Annotated in this window: 15 protein-coding genes; 7 read left to right on the top strand and 8 right to left on the bottom strand. The window is 37.2% G+C overall.

Features of this window, described 5'->3' with window-relative positions; translation table 11 throughout:
* Window positions 1-363 precede the first annotated feature (363 nt).
* The 3 genes from ASU31_RS00290 to ASU31_RS00280 are packed head-to-tail and all read left to right on the top strand — an operon-like array spanning window position 364 to window position 6,316.
* Window positions 364-1,746, top strand: coding sequence for a TlpA family protein disulfide reductase (locus ASU31_RS00290; protein WP_057930401.1), 1,383 nt, complete (start codon window positions 364-366; stop codon window positions 1,744-1,746).
* A 5-nt stretch (window positions 1,747-1,751) separates the two neighbouring features.
* Window positions 1,752-4,955, top strand: coding sequence for a SusC/RagA family TonB-linked outer membrane protein (locus ASU31_RS00285; RefSeq protein WP_083505213.1), 3,204 nt, complete (start codon window positions 1,752-1,754; stop codon window positions 4,953-4,955).
* An 11-nt stretch (window positions 4,956-4,966) separates the two neighbouring features.
* Window positions 4,967-6,316 (top strand): RagB/SusD family nutrient uptake outer membrane protein, encoded by a 1,350-nt coding sequence (locus ASU31_RS00280; protein ID WP_057930399.1) that lies wholly within the window; start codon window positions 4,967-4,969, stop codon window positions 6,314-6,316.
* A gap of 50 nt (window positions 6,317-6,366) precedes the next feature.
* Here ASU31_RS00280 and ASU31_RS00275 read toward each other — a convergent pair whose 3' ends face one another.
* From ASU31_RS00275 to ASU31_RS00265, 3 genes are all read right to left on the bottom strand, one after another.
* A complete protein-coding gene (locus ASU31_RS00275) occupies window positions 6,367-6,702 on the bottom strand; it encodes a hypothetical protein (protein WP_057930398.1) in 336 nt (111 codons plus the stop codon).
* Window positions 6,703-6,869: 167 nt separating this feature from the next.
* Complete coding sequence (locus ASU31_RS00270; RefSeq protein WP_057930397.1) at window positions 6,870-7,313, bottom strand: MauE/DoxX family redox-associated membrane protein; 444 nt, start codon at window positions 7,311-7,313, stop codon at window positions 6,870-6,872.
* Between the two features lie 98 nt (window positions 7,314-7,411).
* Complete coding sequence (locus tag ASU31_RS00265) at window positions 7,412-7,993, bottom strand: Crp/Fnr family transcriptional regulator (RefSeq protein WP_057930396.1); 582 nt, start codon at window positions 7,991-7,993, stop codon at window positions 7,412-7,414.
* Between the two features lie 329 nt (window positions 7,994-8,322).
* Between ASU31_RS00265 and ASU31_RS00260 the strand changes: the two genes are divergently transcribed.
* A complete protein-coding gene (locus tag ASU31_RS00260; protein WP_057930395.1) occupies window positions 8,323-8,559 on the top strand; it encodes a hypothetical protein in 237 nt (78 codons plus the stop codon).
* Window position 8,560: 1 nt separating this feature from the next.
* Here ASU31_RS00260 and ASU31_RS00255 read toward each other — a convergent pair whose 3' ends face one another.
* A complete protein-coding gene (locus ASU31_RS00255; RefSeq protein WP_157257879.1) occupies window positions 8,561-9,706 on the bottom strand; it encodes a hypothetical protein in 1,146 nt (381 codons plus the stop codon).
* A gap of 386 nt (window positions 9,707-10,092) precedes the next feature.
* Between ASU31_RS00255 and ASU31_RS00250 the strand changes: the two genes are divergently transcribed.
* Together ASU31_RS00250 and ASU31_RS00245 are read left to right on the top strand one after the other, a co-directional pair.
* Window positions 10,093-11,061 carry a toprim domain-containing protein gene (locus tag ASU31_RS00250; RefSeq protein ID WP_057930393.1) on the top strand — a complete coding sequence of 323 codons (969 nt, stop codon included), beginning with the start codon at window positions 10,093-10,095 and terminating at the stop codon, window positions 11,059-11,061.
* A gap of 136 nt (window positions 11,062-11,197) precedes the next feature.
* On the top strand, window positions 11,198-12,064 hold the full coding sequence (locus ASU31_RS00245; RefSeq protein WP_057930392.1) for an RteC domain-containing protein: 867 nt from the start codon (window positions 11,198-11,200) through the stop codon (window positions 12,062-12,064).
* Window positions 12,065-12,525: 461 nt separating this feature from the next.
* On the opposite strand, the gene ASU31_RS00240 is transcribed toward ASU31_RS00245, so the two are convergent.
* From ASU31_RS00240 to ASU31_RS00225, 4 genes are all read right to left on the bottom strand, one after another.
* Window positions 12,526-12,927: a DUF1634 domain-containing protein gene (locus ASU31_RS00240; RefSeq protein WP_057930391.1), complete on the bottom strand. Its 402-nt coding sequence runs from the start codon at window positions 12,925-12,927 to the stop codon at window positions 12,526-12,528.
* An 8-nt stretch (window positions 12,928-12,935) separates the two neighbouring features.
* Window positions 12,936-13,769: a sulfite exporter TauE/SafE family protein gene (locus ASU31_RS00235; protein WP_057930390.1), complete on the bottom strand. Its 834-nt coding sequence runs from the start codon at window positions 13,767-13,769 to the stop codon at window positions 12,936-12,938.
* A gap of 11 nt (window positions 13,770-13,780) precedes the next feature.
* Complete coding sequence (locus tag ASU31_RS00230; protein WP_057930389.1) at window positions 13,781-14,431, bottom strand: FadR/GntR family transcriptional regulator; 651 nt, start codon at window positions 14,429-14,431, stop codon at window positions 13,781-13,783.
* Between the two features lie 435 nt (window positions 14,432-14,866).
* A complete protein-coding gene (locus tag ASU31_RS00225; RefSeq protein ID WP_157257878.1) occupies window positions 14,867-16,258 on the bottom strand; it encodes a hypothetical protein in 1,392 nt (463 codons plus the stop codon).
* A 1,040-nt stretch (window positions 16,259-17,298) separates the two neighbouring features.
* On the opposite strand from ASU31_RS00225, the gene ASU31_RS00220 reads away from it, so the two are divergent.
* Window positions 17,299-17,691, top strand: coding sequence for a hypothetical protein (locus ASU31_RS00220; RefSeq protein WP_057930387.1), 393 nt, complete (start codon window positions 17,299-17,301; stop codon window positions 17,689-17,691).
* The last annotated feature ends 137 nt before the right edge of the window (window positions 17,692-17,828 follow it).

Below are 17,828 nucleotides of genomic sequence, written 5' to 3'. Positions count from 1 at the left end.
CAGCCCTTTATTGCTGATTAGGCAAAGGTGCAGTACTATGGTTTTTCGCAATTCCAAGATAGGCATCTTTTTCTTAATTACAAATACGGTTTCCCGTATCTGCATGTTTTTATATGCAGGAGGGCTGGTTTTTGCTGTTTTTTTTTAAAATAAATCAAACTGTTAGTCATGAGCTTGGTAGTCCGGTATCCATTTGATCGGCTTTTTGCTTTAAAGCCAAAGAATCCTGTATAGATTCCTGCAATGCAGGAAGCTTTTCTCAATTGGTTCTTTAATGATGTTATAAAAACTGGTTTCCTGCATTGTCTTTTATTTTTTTGATCGTGATCTCACGATTTTTTTGTCAACCAAACTAACTATTTTATGAAACAAACCGATATTTCTATTGTGAGGTTATTACCCTGTCTTTCCTTTTATAATAGACTTCTAAAAATACTAACTTCATTTTTGCTGGTTTTATCCTTTTCCGCAAATAGGGGTGCAGCACAGGACCGATCTCTTCCACATGGTTTGACTATTGGTGAGACGGTTCCTGATATATTTTGGACCAAAGCATTTAAGGGTATTACCTTTTCAGAGTTTTCAAAACCTGTTCCAAAATTAAATACATTTAAACTGGATAAGTTCAGGGGAAAATTAATCATCCTTGATTTCTGGGCTACTTATTGTGCACCTTGTATACACGGTTTTCCCAATATGAAGTATCTCCAGGAGAAATTTTCCAATCAGATTGAGATTATTCAGGTCAACAATGAGTTTGGAGATAAGCCAGTAACTCTATTACAAAATAGATTTAAGGAACACAACGAATTATTTTCCAATATCTTTTCTGATAGCTTGCTATATAAGCTTTTTCCATTTAAGACGATTCCTCACTATGTATGGATCAACGGAGCTGGAAAATTTATTGCTGCAACTGGAAGCGAGGAGATTGATAGTCTAAAAATATCTAACGTGCTCCATGGTGGACAGGAGAATTTCATTAACAAACTGAACATAGATACTGACCGGCATCTATTTACCACCAAAGATTTGCCCGTTTCCAATCTGGTAAAGTACAATATTTTATTGAAGGGTTATCTTTCTGGGTTGGGTACTGGAACAAGTTTTAAAATCGATTCCGCGACCAAGGTAATTACCGGACAAACCATCACCAATATGCCACTTAAAAAATTGTTTTCAATGATCGGCCACCAGATTTTCAAGGCTGAGCGAAAGATTTTTTCTGATAAGCGCGTGGTTTATAATGGAAAAAGGCAAAATGATATTGCCTCCGAAATTTACAATTATGAATTTGACGTACCCTTGTTCATGGCACCTGATCTGTATAGGTTGATGATCAATGACCTGAATACATATTCCCCATATGTGGCAACGTTTGAAAAGAGATATGTTCCTTGTTTATTTCTTGAACGAACAACATCTAAAAGCGATTTGGTTAATTTAGGTGGTACTGAAAAGCAAATAAAGACTTTAGCCAATCCATCGGGGCAAATGTGCGTCGTGAGAATAACCAACTATCCTGCTGATGTTCTGGCCATGAGTTTGGAGAACTCAAAATTTATAAAACTTCCAGTTGTTGATAGTACAGGCAGTGCTAACCCAATTTCAGTACAGATAGATTATTCTGGTGACGTCAATGATCAATTGAAAAAATTTGGACTCAGACTTCGTGAAGGGATGACTACCCTTGATCTGATGGTAATTAATGATCAGTCAATTATTCTGAAACTCCAGACAAAATAGATTTTATGAAAAAAATATATCTACTGATCTTAGTGATCGGTATGTGCCGTTTTGTATCCTTTGGGCAAGAAATTTTAAAGGGTCGTCTAATTGATGAAACTGATACTGCTAAGCGAATCGCAGCAACTATCGAAATTCTTCAAGGTGGACAGAAAGTGCTGAAAACAAGGAGTGATGATCAGGGAAATTTCTCTCTCACATTAGCTTCAGGCAGTTACACCACAAACATTAATAACGTAAATTATAAAACTTATTCTGCCATAATTGTTATTCCTAACAAAGAACTAGTAATTTTTAAACTCTCGCCAAATGAGAACCGCCTGGATGACGTCACGGTAAGTACGGGTTATCAAAAAATTGACAGGACCAGATCCACGGGCTCATTCGATCAGATCAACAACAAGAGTTTGAATCAACAGGTTGGAAAGAATATCCTAGACAGAATAGAAGCTGTTGGAAACGGCATAACTGTTGATCGGAGTACTTCTTCCGGACCAAGGTTCATGATTCGAGGTCTGAGTACAATACAAGGGCCAAAAGAACCACTAATTATTCTCGACGACTTTGCATATTCAGGTGAGCTCTCCAATATCAATCCTGATGATGTTGAAAGTATCACGATATTAAAAGATGCCGCAGCCGCATCTATCTGGGGAACACGGGCAGGGAACGGGGTAATTGTGATCACAACGAAAAAAGGGAAGAGAAATGATCCGCTTTCGATAAGTTTTAATTCTGCGTTAGGATTTGTAAAGAAGCCTAATCTTCGATATGAACAGCGTATTTCTTCTGGAGATTTTATTGGCCTGGAAAGATATCTTTATCAAAAGGGATTTTACAATGACCAAATTAGTTCTCCTTCCAGGCCGATGTTGACGCCATTTGTTGAGGCATTGATATTGAATGATGCTGGCACGCTTTCGAATGATGAACTCAATGCGAGAGCTGCAAGATTTTCAGGCCATGATGTGTACGATGATTTTAGTAGATATATTTATCAGCAAGGCATCAACCAGCAATATTCCTTGAGTCTCTCTGGAGGAAGTGAAAAACACAACTGGATATTATCATCTGGTTATAACAGAAATATCGATAACTTGAATTCAAAGGATGAGCGGAAAACTTTAAGGATTGCAAATAGTCTATCGTTATCTAAAAACCTTAAAATTAATTCATCTTTCTCTTATACCTCTGGCTTCATAGAGTCTGGCAAACAGGGGATAGGTGAGATAGTCAGTTATTTGGGACTTTACCCTTATGCTGAACTTGCCGACCAATACGGAAATCCACTCGCCATAAATAAGAATTACAGACAAACCTATTTATCTTCTCCCGCAACCAAAGGACTGCTTGACTGGTCATATGTTCCTTTATTAGATTATGCTGAATCTGATAATAGTAAAAATCTAACTGATCTTTTGGCAAATTTCGATCTTAGCTATAAACTTCCACTTGGTTTTCGAGCATCATTGAAATACAATATCGAGGAGCAGCGTAACAATGGTGAACTGCTCCAGAGTCAGCAGTCTTATTATACCAGAAATCTAATAAATTCATTTACCCAGATTGCTTCGAATGGTTCTATTAGTTATCCTATACCACTGGGTGCCATTTTGGATAAATCTGAGAGTACGCTCCGTTCTGAGCAATTCAGGCCACAGCTGGAATTCAACAGAATTTGGAAAGATCATAGGATTGATGCTGTTGGAGGATTAGAGTGGAGAACAGCAAGGACTAAAGGATATTTCGATAGGGTTTATGGGCTTGATACCGACAAGCTTATATCTGGACTCGTAGATTACACCAGGACATACCCAGATTTTATAACCGGAAGTGCAAATTTTATTAACAGCGGCAGTGGTCTTTCCCTAAAGAGAAACAACTTTTTCTCAGAATTTGTAAATGTTGCCTATTCATTCAGGGATACTTATACAATTTCTGCCAGTGCAAGGGCAGATGCTTCAAATCTTTTCGGCGTGGAAACGAATAATAAATGGAAACCGCTTTGGTCTATGGGATTGAGTTGGGATATCTCGAAAATGTCATTTTTGAAAACCAATTTCGTTGATCAATTAAAACTCAAAGCCACGCTTGGAAAAAGTGGTAATGTTGATCCGAATATGACCGGTGTAAATACGATTAGATACCAAGCAATCTCAACTTACACCCAGTCGGTCTTCGCCTCATTCGATAAGTATAGCAATCCAGACTTAAGATGGGAAACGGTAAGGATGATTAATATTGGTACCGACTTCAGTTTATTTAAGGGGAGACTTTCAGGGAGTATTGAATATTATAGCAAGAATGCCAAGGACCTATTTGGCACTTATCCTGTTGATTACACGAAGGGAATCGGAAATACGGTTGTAAAAAACGTAGCCGAGATTAGTGGTCATGGACTGGATATTCAACTCCAAACTAAAAATTCGATAGGTGGGTTAATTTGGAACACTGCTTTTAACTTCTCGAGTTATAAAGATAAAGTTCTTCAATATTATCTTGCATCACAGCAAGGCAGTAGCTTTCTTCAACCTAATCCATCTGTTTCAGGGATAGAGGGATTACCAGTCTATTCGGTTTTTTCATACAAATGGGCTGGACTTGATGCACTTACCGGAGACCCGATGGGATTTATTAACGGGCTTCCAAGTAAGGCTTATAATTTGTTGACAGGATCAGATACAAAAGTTACCGACCTTACTTATCATGGATCGGTATTACCACGTTATTTTGGTAATATAGTTAACTCGTTTGGATATAGTAACATTACACTATCTGTTGGTTTAAGCTTTAAATTTGATTATTATTTCAGGCGCAGAAGTATCGACTACAGCAGTCTTTTCATTACTGGGGCAGGACATGCCGACTTCCAAAATCGTTGGAAAAATCCTGGAGATGAGAATTTTACAAATATCCCCTCAATGGTTTATCCAGCAATTCTGGCAAGAGATGCTTTTTACCGGTATTCAGATGTGCTAGTGGAAAAAGGAGATCATGTAAGAGTTCAATACGTCAATCTTGACTATAACTTTGATAATTCCCTCCTTCAGCACTTTGAGATTAAATCCCTCAGCCTTTATACAAATATTAGTAACCTGGGGATCATCTACAGAGCAAACAAGCAAAATCTTGATCCTGAATACGTAACCAGTTCATTTAATCTGCCACCAAGGAACACATTTTCGATCGGTGTTAGAGTTACTCTTTAAACTCAAAAAATATGAAATTTAGAAACTTAATATGTTCTATATGCTGTACGATAATCGTAATATCAAATTTGGGATGTAAAAAAATCCTGGATGAGAAATCAGATCAGCAATTGGTAATACCTACAACCCTTGTGGATTTTCAAGCCCTGCTAGACAATAGCGGTTTCTTAAATAACCAGGATTTAATTTCAGCAGAGATTTCAGCCGACGACTATTACATAACCGACACAGATCTTGCCGCATTGACAAATGATTATCAAAGACGAATGTATAATTGGCAAAAAGACTTTCTGTTTGCCCCAAGATCAAATGAATGGGCCACAACCTATAGGGCTGTTTACTATTCAAGTACTGTGCTCGAAGGGCTTGACGAATCGGATCTTCCCCATAATACTCAGTTCAATAATATAAAGGGGCAGGCACTTGTTTTCAGGTCTAAATGTTTTCTTCAGGCACTTGGTCTATGGGGAAAGGCATATGGAAATGCAAATGATACTGACCCAGGAATTCCCTTGCGGCCATCAACTAATTTTAATGAAGAATCGTATCGTACCACGGTTAAGGAGGGGTATGAAAAGGTTGTATCTGATCTGCAGGCTGCAATACAACTTTTGCCAGACAAACAGGTTCAGACAACCAGGCCATCAAAGGCAGCAGCATATGGTCTTTTAGCTAGGACATATCTTTTTATGGGGAATTATACCCAGGCCGCTAAATTCGCGGATTCATGTTTAAAACTACATCCAACACTTATTGATTACAACACCCTAAGCGCATCAGATCGGTATCCCTTCACCTCATTCAATAATGAGACGGTGTTCGCCACCTGGATACCTCCCGCCACCATTGTTAATAGTTCCAGAGGAAAGATTGTTCCGGAGCTCATCGCCTCTTACCAAGCCAACGATCTTAGGAAAGGACTCTATTTTTTACAAACAGGATCTTTCTATTATTTTAAAGGAACATATTTTCAGCCGGCATTATTTTTTGGCATTGCATCCGACGAGATGTATCTTACATTGGCAGAATGCCAGATCAGGAGCGGATTAGTTGATTTAGGTATGGAAACCCTCAACAAGCTGTTAGTCAAGAGATTTAAAACTGGGACATTTGTGCCTCTAGCCGCAAGTGATACTGAAACTGCATTGAAGATAGTGTTGGCGGAACGTAGAAAGGAGCTGGTGATGAGGGGCATCAGGTGGATGGATATTAAAAGACTAAACGCAGAGGGCAGAAATATTGTTCTCAGTAGAACAATTAATGGTACTATTTATACTTTACAACCAAATGATAAACGATACGCACTTCCAATACCAGAAGATGTCATTTCATTAACTGGAATGCAACAAAATGATCGTTAGAATTAAGGGCGCCAGCTGATATTAAAATCTGACGCCCTTAATCATTGATATTAATCAGCCCTTTGCTTTGGAGCCATATCTCTAACATTCTCTTCACTTGTTCCATAGGTATCGTGAATGTAGACGGTCAGTTTTGCCTGTGTGTCGATGTTATCAGGAGTATTTAAATAACATGGCAAGTCTGAACCCGAATCACACGCTGTTGGAGGGGACACACTTTGTGAATATTTAGTCCCATCTAGATCCTCGCTTAGCGTTGTTCCTATGAAATTCCATTGTCTTGTAAATCTGGCATTTTTATCTGCCGATTTAAAAGCGCTGTTTAAAAATGTTAGGCCGAACCCCAATACTAGGGCTACAAGGCCAATGTTTATTTTTTTTAACATAGTGTTGGCTGCTTTGTTTCGTGAAAAAGCAACTGAAAAATTTTAGTTTATGGTAACTGAGAATTGCCCTTTTACTTCAGTCAGGTTGATTAGCCTCTGTTGGGCGGCTGGTTTGTCATCGACTGTTTATGGGTATTTCGTGCCAAGTCACAGCCATTTTTATACGGTCATTTCGTCACGGCTACCTCCTTTCTCAGTTTGTAGGCGAACAATAAGTAAATCACTAAAAATAAAAACAAGATGTTTAAAATTAGATGTTCTTTCCAGCTCAAAGCAGATATGATTCCTCCGCAGCTGCACGGTACAGACCCGAAGTATCCTGAGATAACCAGCAGTACATAGAGTGTGAAAACCGTAATTAGTAACAGTGATAAGATTAGTCCAATAGTATTAGTTCTTTTGAATGCCAGTGCTAAAGCGGCAATGATTTCCAGGGTAGGTATTGCAATAAAAATAGTCGTCACTAGCTCTGCTGGAAATAAAAGAGCGATCTGTTTAGCAAATTCGCCCTGATCCAAAATTTTCGATAGTCCAGCATAGCTCCACAGCAAGATAAGCATGATTATGCCTGTTTTGAATATGATCTCATTATGGATGACGGATGGTTTCATATCTGAATTTTTGTATGAAGTTCCATCTAATGTTAATCGTTTGTTCTACCAATTGGTCACTTAATCTGATAATTATGTTTCAAATGAAGTGACTTTTGTCACTTTCTTTTAGGTTTACCCCTTAACCTGCTGAGTGTTTTAGGATCTATTCCCAAAAAACTTGCAATTTTTTTCTGTTCGCATACCATAGAGATGTGCGGAAATTGGTTTAGGAATTGGTTATATTTTTTTTCGGCATCTAAAGTGGATAAGTTTAACTGATGTAAAAATAGAATTTCCTTAATGTTCCTGTTTAGACCGTTTTGGATCTGGTGGTATTCCGGAAAGAGTTTATATAGGTTTTCAATATGTTTATCCGGTATCAGGCAGACCTCGCTGTCTTCCAGAAACTCTATGTATAGGTCATTGTCTTTATAAGGTTTTGCACCTTGTTCAATAGAAAAAAAGTTATTTTCCTGATAAAAAAGGAGCGTGTGCTCTTCATTATCTTCATTCTGCAAATATAGTCTCGCACTGCCACTGTTCAGGAACGCGGTGTGATTTATGACACTACCTTCCAATATGATGGTCTGCCTTGCTGTATAATGCTCATTTGCCAATACATAGCTGATATAGGCACCAAGACCAACTGAAACTGCGATGTTTGTCCCAAGTGCACTGAGGTATTTTTCTTTGTTCATATTGTTTTTGTTCCAAAGAAAGCTTGTTTTTTAATGTTGTCAAGTTGCTGTTTTGGCAACCGCAAGTAACCCTTCATTGTGAAATCTTTTAATCTGGAAAAGATTGGTAAAACGGTTATATTTGTAGTATGATTTGAAAAAAGATAATAAAATATAATTAAAAATATTGTAGCAATAGCTATTTGACTGTTTCAGAAAACCGCAAAACTTCAAACAACACAGGAAAAATAGATTGGTTGCCTACGCTATGCGTGGGTGCCTTTCTGCCATGTGTTGTGGGTCTTTGCGGTCCCTCTGAAGCGGGCGATTAGGTTAACCCGCGCTTTTTTATGGATGAAAATCTGCAAATTCCCGATATGGAGTTTTTAACTGTTTCAATTAGTCAGCTTCCGGTTACCGAAGTATTTAAGCTAAGGAGCAAGCTTATGGGCTTCTCAACCTTAGAAGAGGTTGTCATCTCAGATCTTCTGGAAGTATCAGAGAGGGAGGATTACTCTGAAAGGTGGTATTTTGAACTTGTGAATATTTTTGAGCGGCGGGGACTTTCCCACCTTTTGTTTAGTTAGTTTACTCTTTCTGCTGGGCACGGGCAAGCATCTCGGCCAGCTTGGCAGTCACTTTAGCAATATCCTCCTTAGAGTGTGAATAGTAGGCATTTTTGAAACTTTTTTCGGATATCTTTACAGTTTCTTTTGAGCTGTAGTGACCTACAATATACTCATGTATTTTCTTTGGTTTGTCCTCGATAATAATTCCGCATTCTACCTGCAGATGAATGAAGAAGGCAAGTTCTTTTACAGAGAATGACACTTTAAAGTCTTCCCGAATACTGCCGCTCCGATGAAGCTCAACAGCAATTTTTTCCAGATTATCAAGATGACTGATTTCAGAGTCTATAAATCTAACCAGGGATTTCTTGATGTCTGGCAGTTTTTTATGGAAACACTTACCTTTATAGGGGACTAACTGTTCAAGTCTTTTCTTTATCCAGAGCATTTCTTTATAACTTTCTGATATATTCTGGCAGTCGTCTCTCTTTTTTATGATCTCAAGGCAGGAGTAGCTGTAAAAAGCAGGTGTGTTGAAGCCCTGCTCGACCAGCAGATTTTTATAATGTTCTAAAGTATTTTCAAGAGATAGCGTCCCAATTGTAGTAATGTTATCAAATAGCTCCTTTAAATATTCGGACTGCAAGTAGTTTAACTTAATCTTTGTGAGATAGGTTAGCGAAACGGTAGACTTCAAAAGACTAATAAGTGAATGCTCAGCTGTATTGCAATTTGATGATATTATCTTATCGATTTTCTTAGAGAGCTGATGGGCTACTGATGTGAGCTCTGGTAAAGAAATTGGATGTGATTCATCAATGTTATTAGGGAAATAATTCCTAATTGTTAAGCTAAGTTGCTGCAGTTCTTTTAGGAATTTCTCCGATAAGTCTTTACTATTCAAGCAATGCGGTTTACCAGCCATTTCGCGCTCAGTTTCTTTTTCTGCGATGCTGTTCAATAACAAATAAATGGAACGATGGTGACGCTGAACCATTACTTTAAATGGTCCTTTTGGCAGTTTGGAATGAAGCATCAATAAAGGGATGCGCGCGCATTCGTTTTCAAGGTCTTTATATATTTCTGAACTTTTCTTTTTTGTAAGCTCCGGCATTTGAATCATTTCATCGTATAATTGGTTGATATGTCCAAGTTCGTAATCCATATTGCGGGGTTGCATGACTATTAAAATTATAAAAATCTGGATTTATTTTTCGGCTTATTACGCAAACAGCGATTTGACTTATGCAAGAGGAGCTTTGACAGTGATGAAATAGCTATTTGATAGGAATATTCTTTTTCCGCCAAGAGGTTTTTTATGTCCTTGTTGTACTTTAATTTGGGTTGTTTTAGTACGCAACCCTCTGACCACTTGACTGTAACCTATTTTAGGCTAAAATTTGTACGTGCTTTTCAGGAGGACTATTTTTATCTATTGTGTATAAGATTTTTACGGTTAATTTTTTATAGCACTTTTTACAAAGTGTCAATTAATGGAGAAAAGCATCAGGATTTTTGGACTTTATATTTTTGACTTAATGCTTAAATATTATGGGTGCTTTTTTAAATGTAAAGGAGATTAAAAACAAAGTTTCGATTCTGGATCTCCTAAAAAAAATGGGTTTTTCACCAGTAAAGGAATCTGGTGGCGAACACTTCTTTCTAAGTATGCTGAGGGAGGAATATACACCATCTTTGTGCGTGAACGATGAATTAGGTGTATGGTATGATCATGGCGGTGCAGGAGTTTCTGGGATTAGGAGCGGTAGTGTCATTGATTTTGGGATGGCATATTGGTATCCCTCTTCTTATCCTGAAGTCCTGGCAAAGATAGTAGAGTATTCGCAGCTAGATACGGTAGCTTTCGAAGACAGGAACCAGGGATCCATCCCGAAGAAACGTATAGATCGGGAGCCTCGTTATGGTATTGATTCAATTGAAATTTTAGGTGCAAACACTGCCATTGTAGGATATCTAAATAATAGGGGGATTCTGGGAGCTGCACCTGGGAATGTCTATGAAATATACTATCATGTCCTGGATGAAAAGAAAGGACGTAGAAATTACTTTGCATCTGGCTGGCCTAATGAAAACGGTGGTTGGGAAGTTAGAAATAAATATTTTAAAGGATGCCTTGGTCACAAAGGGATGAGCTTCGTGGTGGGCTCAGCTGACAGGCTTTGTGTTTTCGAGGGGTATTTCGATTTCTTAAGCTGGCAATTAGAAAATCAAAATGATCCTGCTTCGGTATTGGTTTTGAACTCCCTTTCGTTTCTTCAGAATGCAAAAGCCAGGACAGCTGGTTATGCCATGGTAGATCTTTTTTTTGATCATGACAAGGCTGGCTTTGCCGCAACCCGGGAGTTTCTTTCAGATATAAAAATCAGTAGGGATTGTTCGCTGGCTTATAGTGGATTCAAGGATTATAACGAAAAAATTGTTGCGGAACTGAAATCTAAAAATGTTGGCTATAAACAACTCGATCAAAATATCATTTCTGAATACGATAGGACTAGGTAATTGCTTTGTCTTAGTTAATTAGCTCAATCATAATCGTTTCCCTGGATTGGTAAGAAATAAGTTTCCTGCTGGAGCCTGGTAGCTTATCACATCTATTAGTAATGTGTTTTTGTTTTAACTCTAATGCTTTAAAGTTATGGATATCAAATTTGTAGATGCCCTATTTTATAACCTTGAGCTTGAACTTGTAGAAAATGGAACAAGTCTTGGATTTTATGCTCAAAGGTTATCCATTATTTCATCCGCTCTAAAAGTGCTCAAAGCACACGTGCTATCAGATGGTTTTATAAATGAAGATGAAGAAATATACTTCTTTAAATATTTGAAACCTCGTTTTTATATGCTTTATGTTTATGAGGTCGAACTATATAATCTGATTAGCGGAATCCCAATTGGTACAGATGAGATGGTATGGAATTACTATCTCTCGGAGCTTTCTGCTTTGAATCGTTTTTTTTCGCAGCATAACTTCATTTATAATTATTATGCTCGTGAGGAAAAGGGTATGGATGATTCTTTTTTTCTTCGACGTAATTTAGATGTTTTAAATCCTGATGTGGCAAGTAGTATCTTGCCTGGTATCACTGATGATGGATTCACCACTAATCAGGATTATAATTTTTCTAAGTTCAAGGCTTTGGAAAAGTTGCGCGATTACATCTTGGGCAGGATCAGATTGGTTTATGTTAAACCTGAACCAACTTTTACTGTGGGTTCTGAATTAGGTAAGAAACTCAAGTGGACTGGTGAGAAAGTTGAATTGGTTGAGCTCGCTTACGGTATTTTTCTTTCCCAGTCGATTAATGCTGGTAAACTGGAAATTGCTGATATTGTCAACTGGCTAGAGCAGAGTCTGAACATTGATCTTGGTGTGGCTTATCGAAAGTTTATTTCCATAAGCAGAAGAAAGAATCTAAGCTACACAAAGTATATAGACGGAATGAGAGACAAGATCGTTGCATATATTTCCGAGAAGAACCGCTATATTCCCAAGGGTTTCTAGTTATTTGATGATTTTGACTGAATATGAGTTTCAGTCTATCAAATTTTTCAAAATTTAAAGAAGGTCGCTTTCATCATGAGGCTGATTATGCTTTATTAAATATTTTTATGCAAATTCTCCAAAAGCAGATTTATCCGACAACTAAGTTGCTCATGAGTCTCAAGTGTAGATAACTATTCTCATTAAATTTCTAGAAATCCCAGTCATTAATACCTGAAATAATGCGTTTTGAGTTGAACTATTTGCTCATGTAGTTAATAATTCCTAGTAAAAATATAAATGTGTTTTTCTGATAAATGTTTTTAGTTTGGCAATGTAATCTTGAATTATATGCGAAATTTGAATCCCTAAAGCTCTTATCTTTTAACTATCTTAGTTTACACTAAATATCCTCGTTAATTATAAAACTTCATAATATTGGTTATGCAGATACTTACATTAAATTCTTCTGATTTTCTGAATTAAATATTTAATCCGCCAAAAGTGCTAACAAGTATAATCGATAGTACAATCAAAGTGATGATTACGTACAATCTGTCTTTTTCGATAGCGAAGGCGGTGAGCGAAAATATGATCCGCATAATTGGGGTCATGATTAGAAGTAAAGCTCCAAACTGTATGATTGCCATTGGGTTCATTGTAAAAATGCCCATAAATATCCCTTTAAAAGTAACCAGGCTAGCCTGTTCTCCTTTAAATATATCATAATCGGGTCGGGGCTGTGAGCCAATACTGAAAAGGTATAAAATACCGCCGATAAGGACAATTATGCTCGATGTTACCACTCCAAACCTAAGGAGTTGCCCTACTGATTTTTCTACATCGCGTTCGGAGAGTGCAATTTTATTTTTTTGTACGTTCATGGCCTGATTTAAAATTTGTGTTGTATGCCATTATAGATCATCTCGATGGCGATAAATGTAATTGCAATGCAAAATATAATTCTCAATGTCGATGCATCGATTCTTGTTAATAGCTTTGCACCTGTAAACGCGCCACCCAATACGCCAAGTACTACCGGAAAAGCAATTCCAGGATCCATGTAGCCGCGTTGCAGGTACACTACCGCGCTAGCTGCCGCGGTAACGCCTATCATAAAGTTACTGGTCGTTGTACTGACTTTAAAAGGAATCTTCATTGTGGTATCCATAGCCAGCACCTTGAGCGCACCTGATCCAATACCTAGTAATCCAGACATTATACCCGCCAGTCCCATGATGGAAAAGCCTCCGGTAACATTGGCAAGCTTATATTCTACTTTCCCTTCTTTGGTAGGGTAGCTTCCGTTTAATTTAAGTATTTCTGCAAGCCGGCTTCCTTTATTGAGCGCATTTTGATTTTTCTTTCTTAAAGTCATCGCTGCAGAAAAAAGCAATACTGCTCCAAACAGGATAGCGATTGTATTAGTTGGGGTATAAACAGCTATGAGTGCGCCTCCAACTGCACCAAGGGTGGTTGCAATTTCAAGGAACATACCCAACCGGATATTTGTGATGCCTTCTTTAATATATGCGCTGGCTGCGCCAGATGAATTAGCGATAGAGGCCAGGAGTGCCGCTCCAATGGCATAGCGTATATCCACATGAAAAACTAGTGTTAATAGTGGTATGATTACCACTCCGCCGCCAAGACCAGTGAGGGAACCAACTAAGCCTGCAAGATATGCACCCAAGATAAGTACGAGCGTAAAAGTGAGTATAGACATAATGTAAATATTTAATGGTTATTATTTAAGATGTTTGTAATGATGGAAAGTGCGTGATGTGTATTCTGCTGCAATATTGCCTGATGTAAATCCTGATGAAGGTGATGGCTCATTGCAAAATGCGTAATTCCTGCAGGCTCTCTTCTTGAGAAAAAATCCTTTATGATATTCGTGAAGCTTTTATACAAGTCAAATAAAACTGTATTGCCAGAACCTTTAGCGATAGCCAGGTGGAAATTAACATCGGCAGCGATACATTCCTGTCTTTTGCCTTTTTCAATACATTGTTTTCGCAAAGTCAACGCAGCTTCCATTTCTTTAAGATCTTCATCATTTCGATTTAATGCGCAGAGCGCAACAATTTCCCTTTCCAACATTGCCCTCACATAATTTATATCCTCGAAGTCTGACCCTCTTAGGCGCTGTTCAAGTGGTTCTGATGGTATCTCGTTTATGATTGTTCCCAGGCCTTGCTGAACCGTTAGTATTCCAGAGAGTGTCAGCGATTTAATAGCCTCTCTAATTGTTGAGCGGCCGACATTGTAAAATTCCATTAACGCTGGCTCTGAAGGTAATTTAGTCCCTGAAGGAAATGTTTTATTCTCTATTTTTTTTCTGATATCTGCAGCTATTTTCTCAAAAAGTCTATTCGATTTTTCCATGGGAATAACAATAATTTATTCAAAGGTATGATGTTTTAATTAAACATAAGATGTTTAGTTGTCATATTTTTGTTTTTAATTTTTAGAAAAGTGCTACCGCTAAAATTTTTCTAAGTTTAGCCCATTTGGAAAGCTTGGCTTCTAAGTCTGGAAAAAATCAAAATATATTCTTTTATAGCTCAACCATCTTTTCCTTTAGGAGTAACCGTAAACTAAACAAACAGTTGATAAGGGGATACTACTAGAGATTAAATGAGGTATTTTCTTATTTTGGCCTTTAAAGCTGTAGCCAGAAATGGCTGGTGTAGAATTCCGGCTAAAGCGCAGCTTGGAGCATTGATTTAGTTATTTTCTTAAAAGAATTTATTTCTCCTGGCGGAGTAAAAAATGAGCCTAAATGTTTATACAGTATGAATACCGTATAGGTGTAGATATCTAGGGGATATCTATTCCCTTTAGCAAGCTGACACCTTTTCCATACCAGCAATACATTTTATCTGAATTATAGGAAAGGTCGTACGTTTTCCAAGGTGTCTTATTACAAATGGAGGAATTTTCTTTTCGCATTTTCAGATCGCATGAAGTAAAAAATGGACAACAAACTTCATCCTCGCCGGCCTCAAAAAAATCTATCTGTTCCTTCAGTGTGTAGAAGACTACACTGGCATAATGGGTGTGTGCAATAAAAATATTATGGTGAGCGGCAAGCTCGATGCCCCCAATTTGTTTGAATTTAGTTGTACCATAAAAATCACGCATGAAGGTATTTTTATTGTTAAACACGTATGTAAAATCGCAAGGTGGAACCAGGTTTAGAAGATCTTCAAGCGGTTTGTCAAATATCATGTCCACTTCGAATGCCGGATTTTTTGTTCTTTGAAATCCTGAAGTCAAATAGTGCTTAATCAGTTCAGTGAAAGCGATAATTAATGACGATCGGTTAGAATATGATTGAGCTATCGCGTAAAGTGCCGCACCTAAAAGATTATGCCGGTCAGCGTATACTGTTGCCACATTTCCCCTGATCATATCTATGACCTGAGTTTCAATCTTCCCGGTTTTTAGCTCAATTTCCAGCCTTTCCAGCATAGAAATATATATAGCACCACAATTTACGTATGCGAGCGAACAAGATGCAAGGATAAGCATAGTTCTTATGCTTATCGAGGGAACGATGTGCCTGGATAAATAACGCAGTATAGTATACTCCGTTCCATCTTCCTCATCTTCATGTGCTAACATAACCTTGTAAGAAAAGACCCTTTCAAGTTCGTAAGCCAAGCCCTCATAAAGATAGAATTTGTTGAACTTTAAGTATTGTTTGCTACAGCCGTTGATCACTTCCAGTTCTGGGATTTCTATCTGCTGATCCACAAGTTGCGAATCATGAGGAACTTTAATTGTTACCCATTGGAGCGTATAGTTGTTAATTGATTTCACTAAAGAATCTGGATACATATCGCCAATGAGGCAATCTATAGTGTCATCAATCCCTGCCATGAAATTGGCATCTTCGAGGGAGAGTGCAAGATCTATATCTGAATTTGTTAGGTCTTTAGAAACATATTTTGAAAGTATGGCTCTCAATAAGACAGAATAACCCAATCCCAATGTGCCTACATAGGTGCTAACTTCGTGAAGGTAATGCATGTACTCATGGACAATTGATACAATGTTATCTGTCTGTAACTTTCGGATATCTTGGTCGGCGACCTTTCCTCTTTTTACCTTATTGGTATAAATTTTAAAGAAGAACTGATCCATAAAGTATTCCCCAAATGCCGAGGATTTTAATAGATGCCGCTTTCTGATTCTTGGTTTATTCATATCGGCCTGATTTATGGCAATTTTAGAAATATTGTATCGTAGATAGAAAAGTCACTAATTCCAAAAATATGAAAAACAAATTTGCATGAAGCTCAGTACGCCGGTTGCAATGACTTCTACGCCTTATATTTGAAACAACTTCGCATTGTTTAGTAAAATATCACCCGGCCTTTTATTAATTTCTAATTCAGACGGTTGAGTTCGTTTATCTTTTAATAGGACTGAACTACATAAAAAAACGGAAACAAAGCATACGCCTTATTCCCGTTATCTAAATTAACGCTCTCATCGCTAATTTATGGGATGTTCTAAGTATATCCAAATTTTTACATGAATTTATTTATATGTCTTTTAGAAGAATGGTGATCTGAAAATTAGTTAAATCTGGTCATTATCTAAATATGTTCTATATGGTCAGCAGGAATCTAGAGATAGTATGCAAAGGATATCTTGCTCGATAAATGGTTAATATATACTTAGATGACCTTAATGATGGGTTTATTTTAAACATTGATCTAAAACATTAACAATGAAATTTGATTATTTTCTGGATTTAGAGTAAAGGTTTTTCTATAACATCTCATTTGTGTACTAAAACAATTATGAAGTTAATTCGTTAATTTAACAGTTTGTTTGGTGGAGTTTTACTAGTGGATGCTACTTAGAACTCATTATGGCCCCTTGATTGGGGCTTTCTTTTTGGTCAAAAATCTGGTAGAGATAATAGGAAACTCTATATTAAGCAAATGTCATAATTGTTTTTATTAAGCTTCAGTTGATGTATAAAGTACGCTAAAAATTTGTGTCATGCAGTCGAAAACCTTTTAAAAAATAATTTTATTACCCCTTTTTTTAGGTTAGTGTGTCTTTATTATAAACTACATGAAAAACTAGGCGGTTATTTCTAACAATATCAATTAGTGTAGTTAGGGTTACCATTTATTGCGCCTCGCTGGATCATTTTCGGAGCTCAATTTAAGTGAAATGGTGAATTAGGAACAGTAAAAGTTTGAACAGAATTAGTTTATTAGTAGAGTCTTATGAAAATAAATACTAAAGTGATTTATAGCTTCGTAATCTTCGTTGGTGTCACGTATTGGTCTTGTACTAAAAAACTTCAACCAGAAGCTAAAAGTGGTCATCAGATTAATAAAGGATGGGACCGCAATCAATATTTCCCTACAGGAATTAAGTCAATAAAGGATAGTATTACATCGGTAAGCTTCTTTCAAACCGCCCGGCCCTTCTATCTGGAAATGAAAGATTCGAGAAGTAAAAAATGCTTAGACATGCTACAACGGGCGAGAAATGAGCAATCATTAGTAAATATAAGACTTGAAGGCAATTCAGGTAAAATCGTAGAGGTGAAGTTTTCTGCGAAGCAATCCAATGAAATATTTCGTCGGTCAGTAAATATTACACGCAAAAAATAATCAAATTCAACACATAGAATTTTGCTATCAACCTGAGAAACCTTTCAATTTAGATTTGGAAGAATACAGAAGCAATTTTAGATTATGTTGCTGAAAAGCCAATACAAATAAGGCCCTTTTTACCGTAATTTTAAAAC

Origin of the sequence: Pedobacter ginsenosidimutans (assembly GCF_001442625.1) — a bacterium.
Lineage (GTDB): Bacteria > Bacteroidota > Bacteroidia > Sphingobacteriales > Sphingobacteriaceae > Pedobacter > Pedobacter ginsenosidimutans.
The sequence above is the reverse complement of the archived record's forward strand: the minus strand, read 5'-3'. Positions and strand labels throughout refer to the sequence as shown.

Excerpts from the sequence above, each read along its gene's own strand:
- ASU31_RS00290 (WP_057930401.1), top strand. The coding sequence starts at position 364 with ATGAAACAAACCGATATTTCTATTGTGAGGTTATTACCCTGTCTTTCC.
- ASU31_RS00285 (WP_083505213.1), top strand. The coding sequence starts at position 1,752 with ATGAAAAAAATATATCTACTGATCTTAGTGATCGGTATGTGCCGTTTT.
- ASU31_RS00280 (WP_057930399.1), top strand. The coding sequence starts at position 4,967 with ATGAAATTTAGAAACTTAATATGTTCTATATGCTGTACGATAATCGTA.
- ASU31_RS00275 (WP_057930398.1), bottom strand. The coding sequence starts at position 6,702 with ATGTTAAAAAAAATAAACATTGGCCTTGTAGCCCTAGTATTGGGGTTC.
- ASU31_RS00270 (WP_057930397.1), bottom strand. The coding sequence starts at position 7,313 with ATGAAACCATCCGTCATCCATAATGAGATCATATTCAAAACAGGCATA.
- ASU31_RS00265 (WP_057930396.1), bottom strand. The coding sequence starts at position 7,993 with ATGAACAAAGAAAAATACCTCAGTGCACTTGGGACAAACATCGCAGTT.
- ASU31_RS00260 (WP_057930395.1), top strand. The coding sequence starts at position 8,323 with ATGGATGAAAATCTGCAAATTCCCGATATGGAGTTTTTAACTGTTTCA.
- ASU31_RS00255 (WP_157257879.1), bottom strand. The coding sequence starts at position 9,706 with ATGGATTACGAACTTGGACATATCAACCAATTATACGATGAAATGATT.
- ASU31_RS00250 (WP_057930393.1), top strand. The coding sequence starts at position 10,093 with ATGGGTGCTTTTTTAAATGTAAAGGAGATTAAAAACAAAGTTTCGATT.
- ASU31_RS00245 (WP_057930392.1), top strand. The coding sequence starts at position 11,198 with ATGGATATCAAATTTGTAGATGCCCTATTTTATAACCTTGAGCTTGAA.
- ASU31_RS00240 (WP_057930391.1), bottom strand. The coding sequence starts at position 12,927 with ATGAACGTACAAAAAAATAAAATTGCACTCTCCGAACGCGATGTAGAA.
- ASU31_RS00235 (WP_057930390.1), bottom strand. The coding sequence starts at position 13,769 with ATGTCTATACTCACTTTTACGCTCGTACTTATCTTGGGTGCATATCTT.
- ASU31_RS00230 (WP_057930389.1), bottom strand. The coding sequence starts at position 14,431 with ATGGAAAAATCGAATAGACTTTTTGAGAAAATAGCTGCAGATATCAGA.
- ASU31_RS00225 (WP_157257878.1), bottom strand. The coding sequence starts at position 16,258 with ATGAATAAACCAAGAATCAGAAAGCGGCATCTATTAAAATCCTCGGCA.
- ASU31_RS00220 (WP_057930387.1), top strand. The coding sequence starts at position 17,299 with ATGAAAATAAATACTAAAGTGATTTATAGCTTCGTAATCTTCGTTGGT.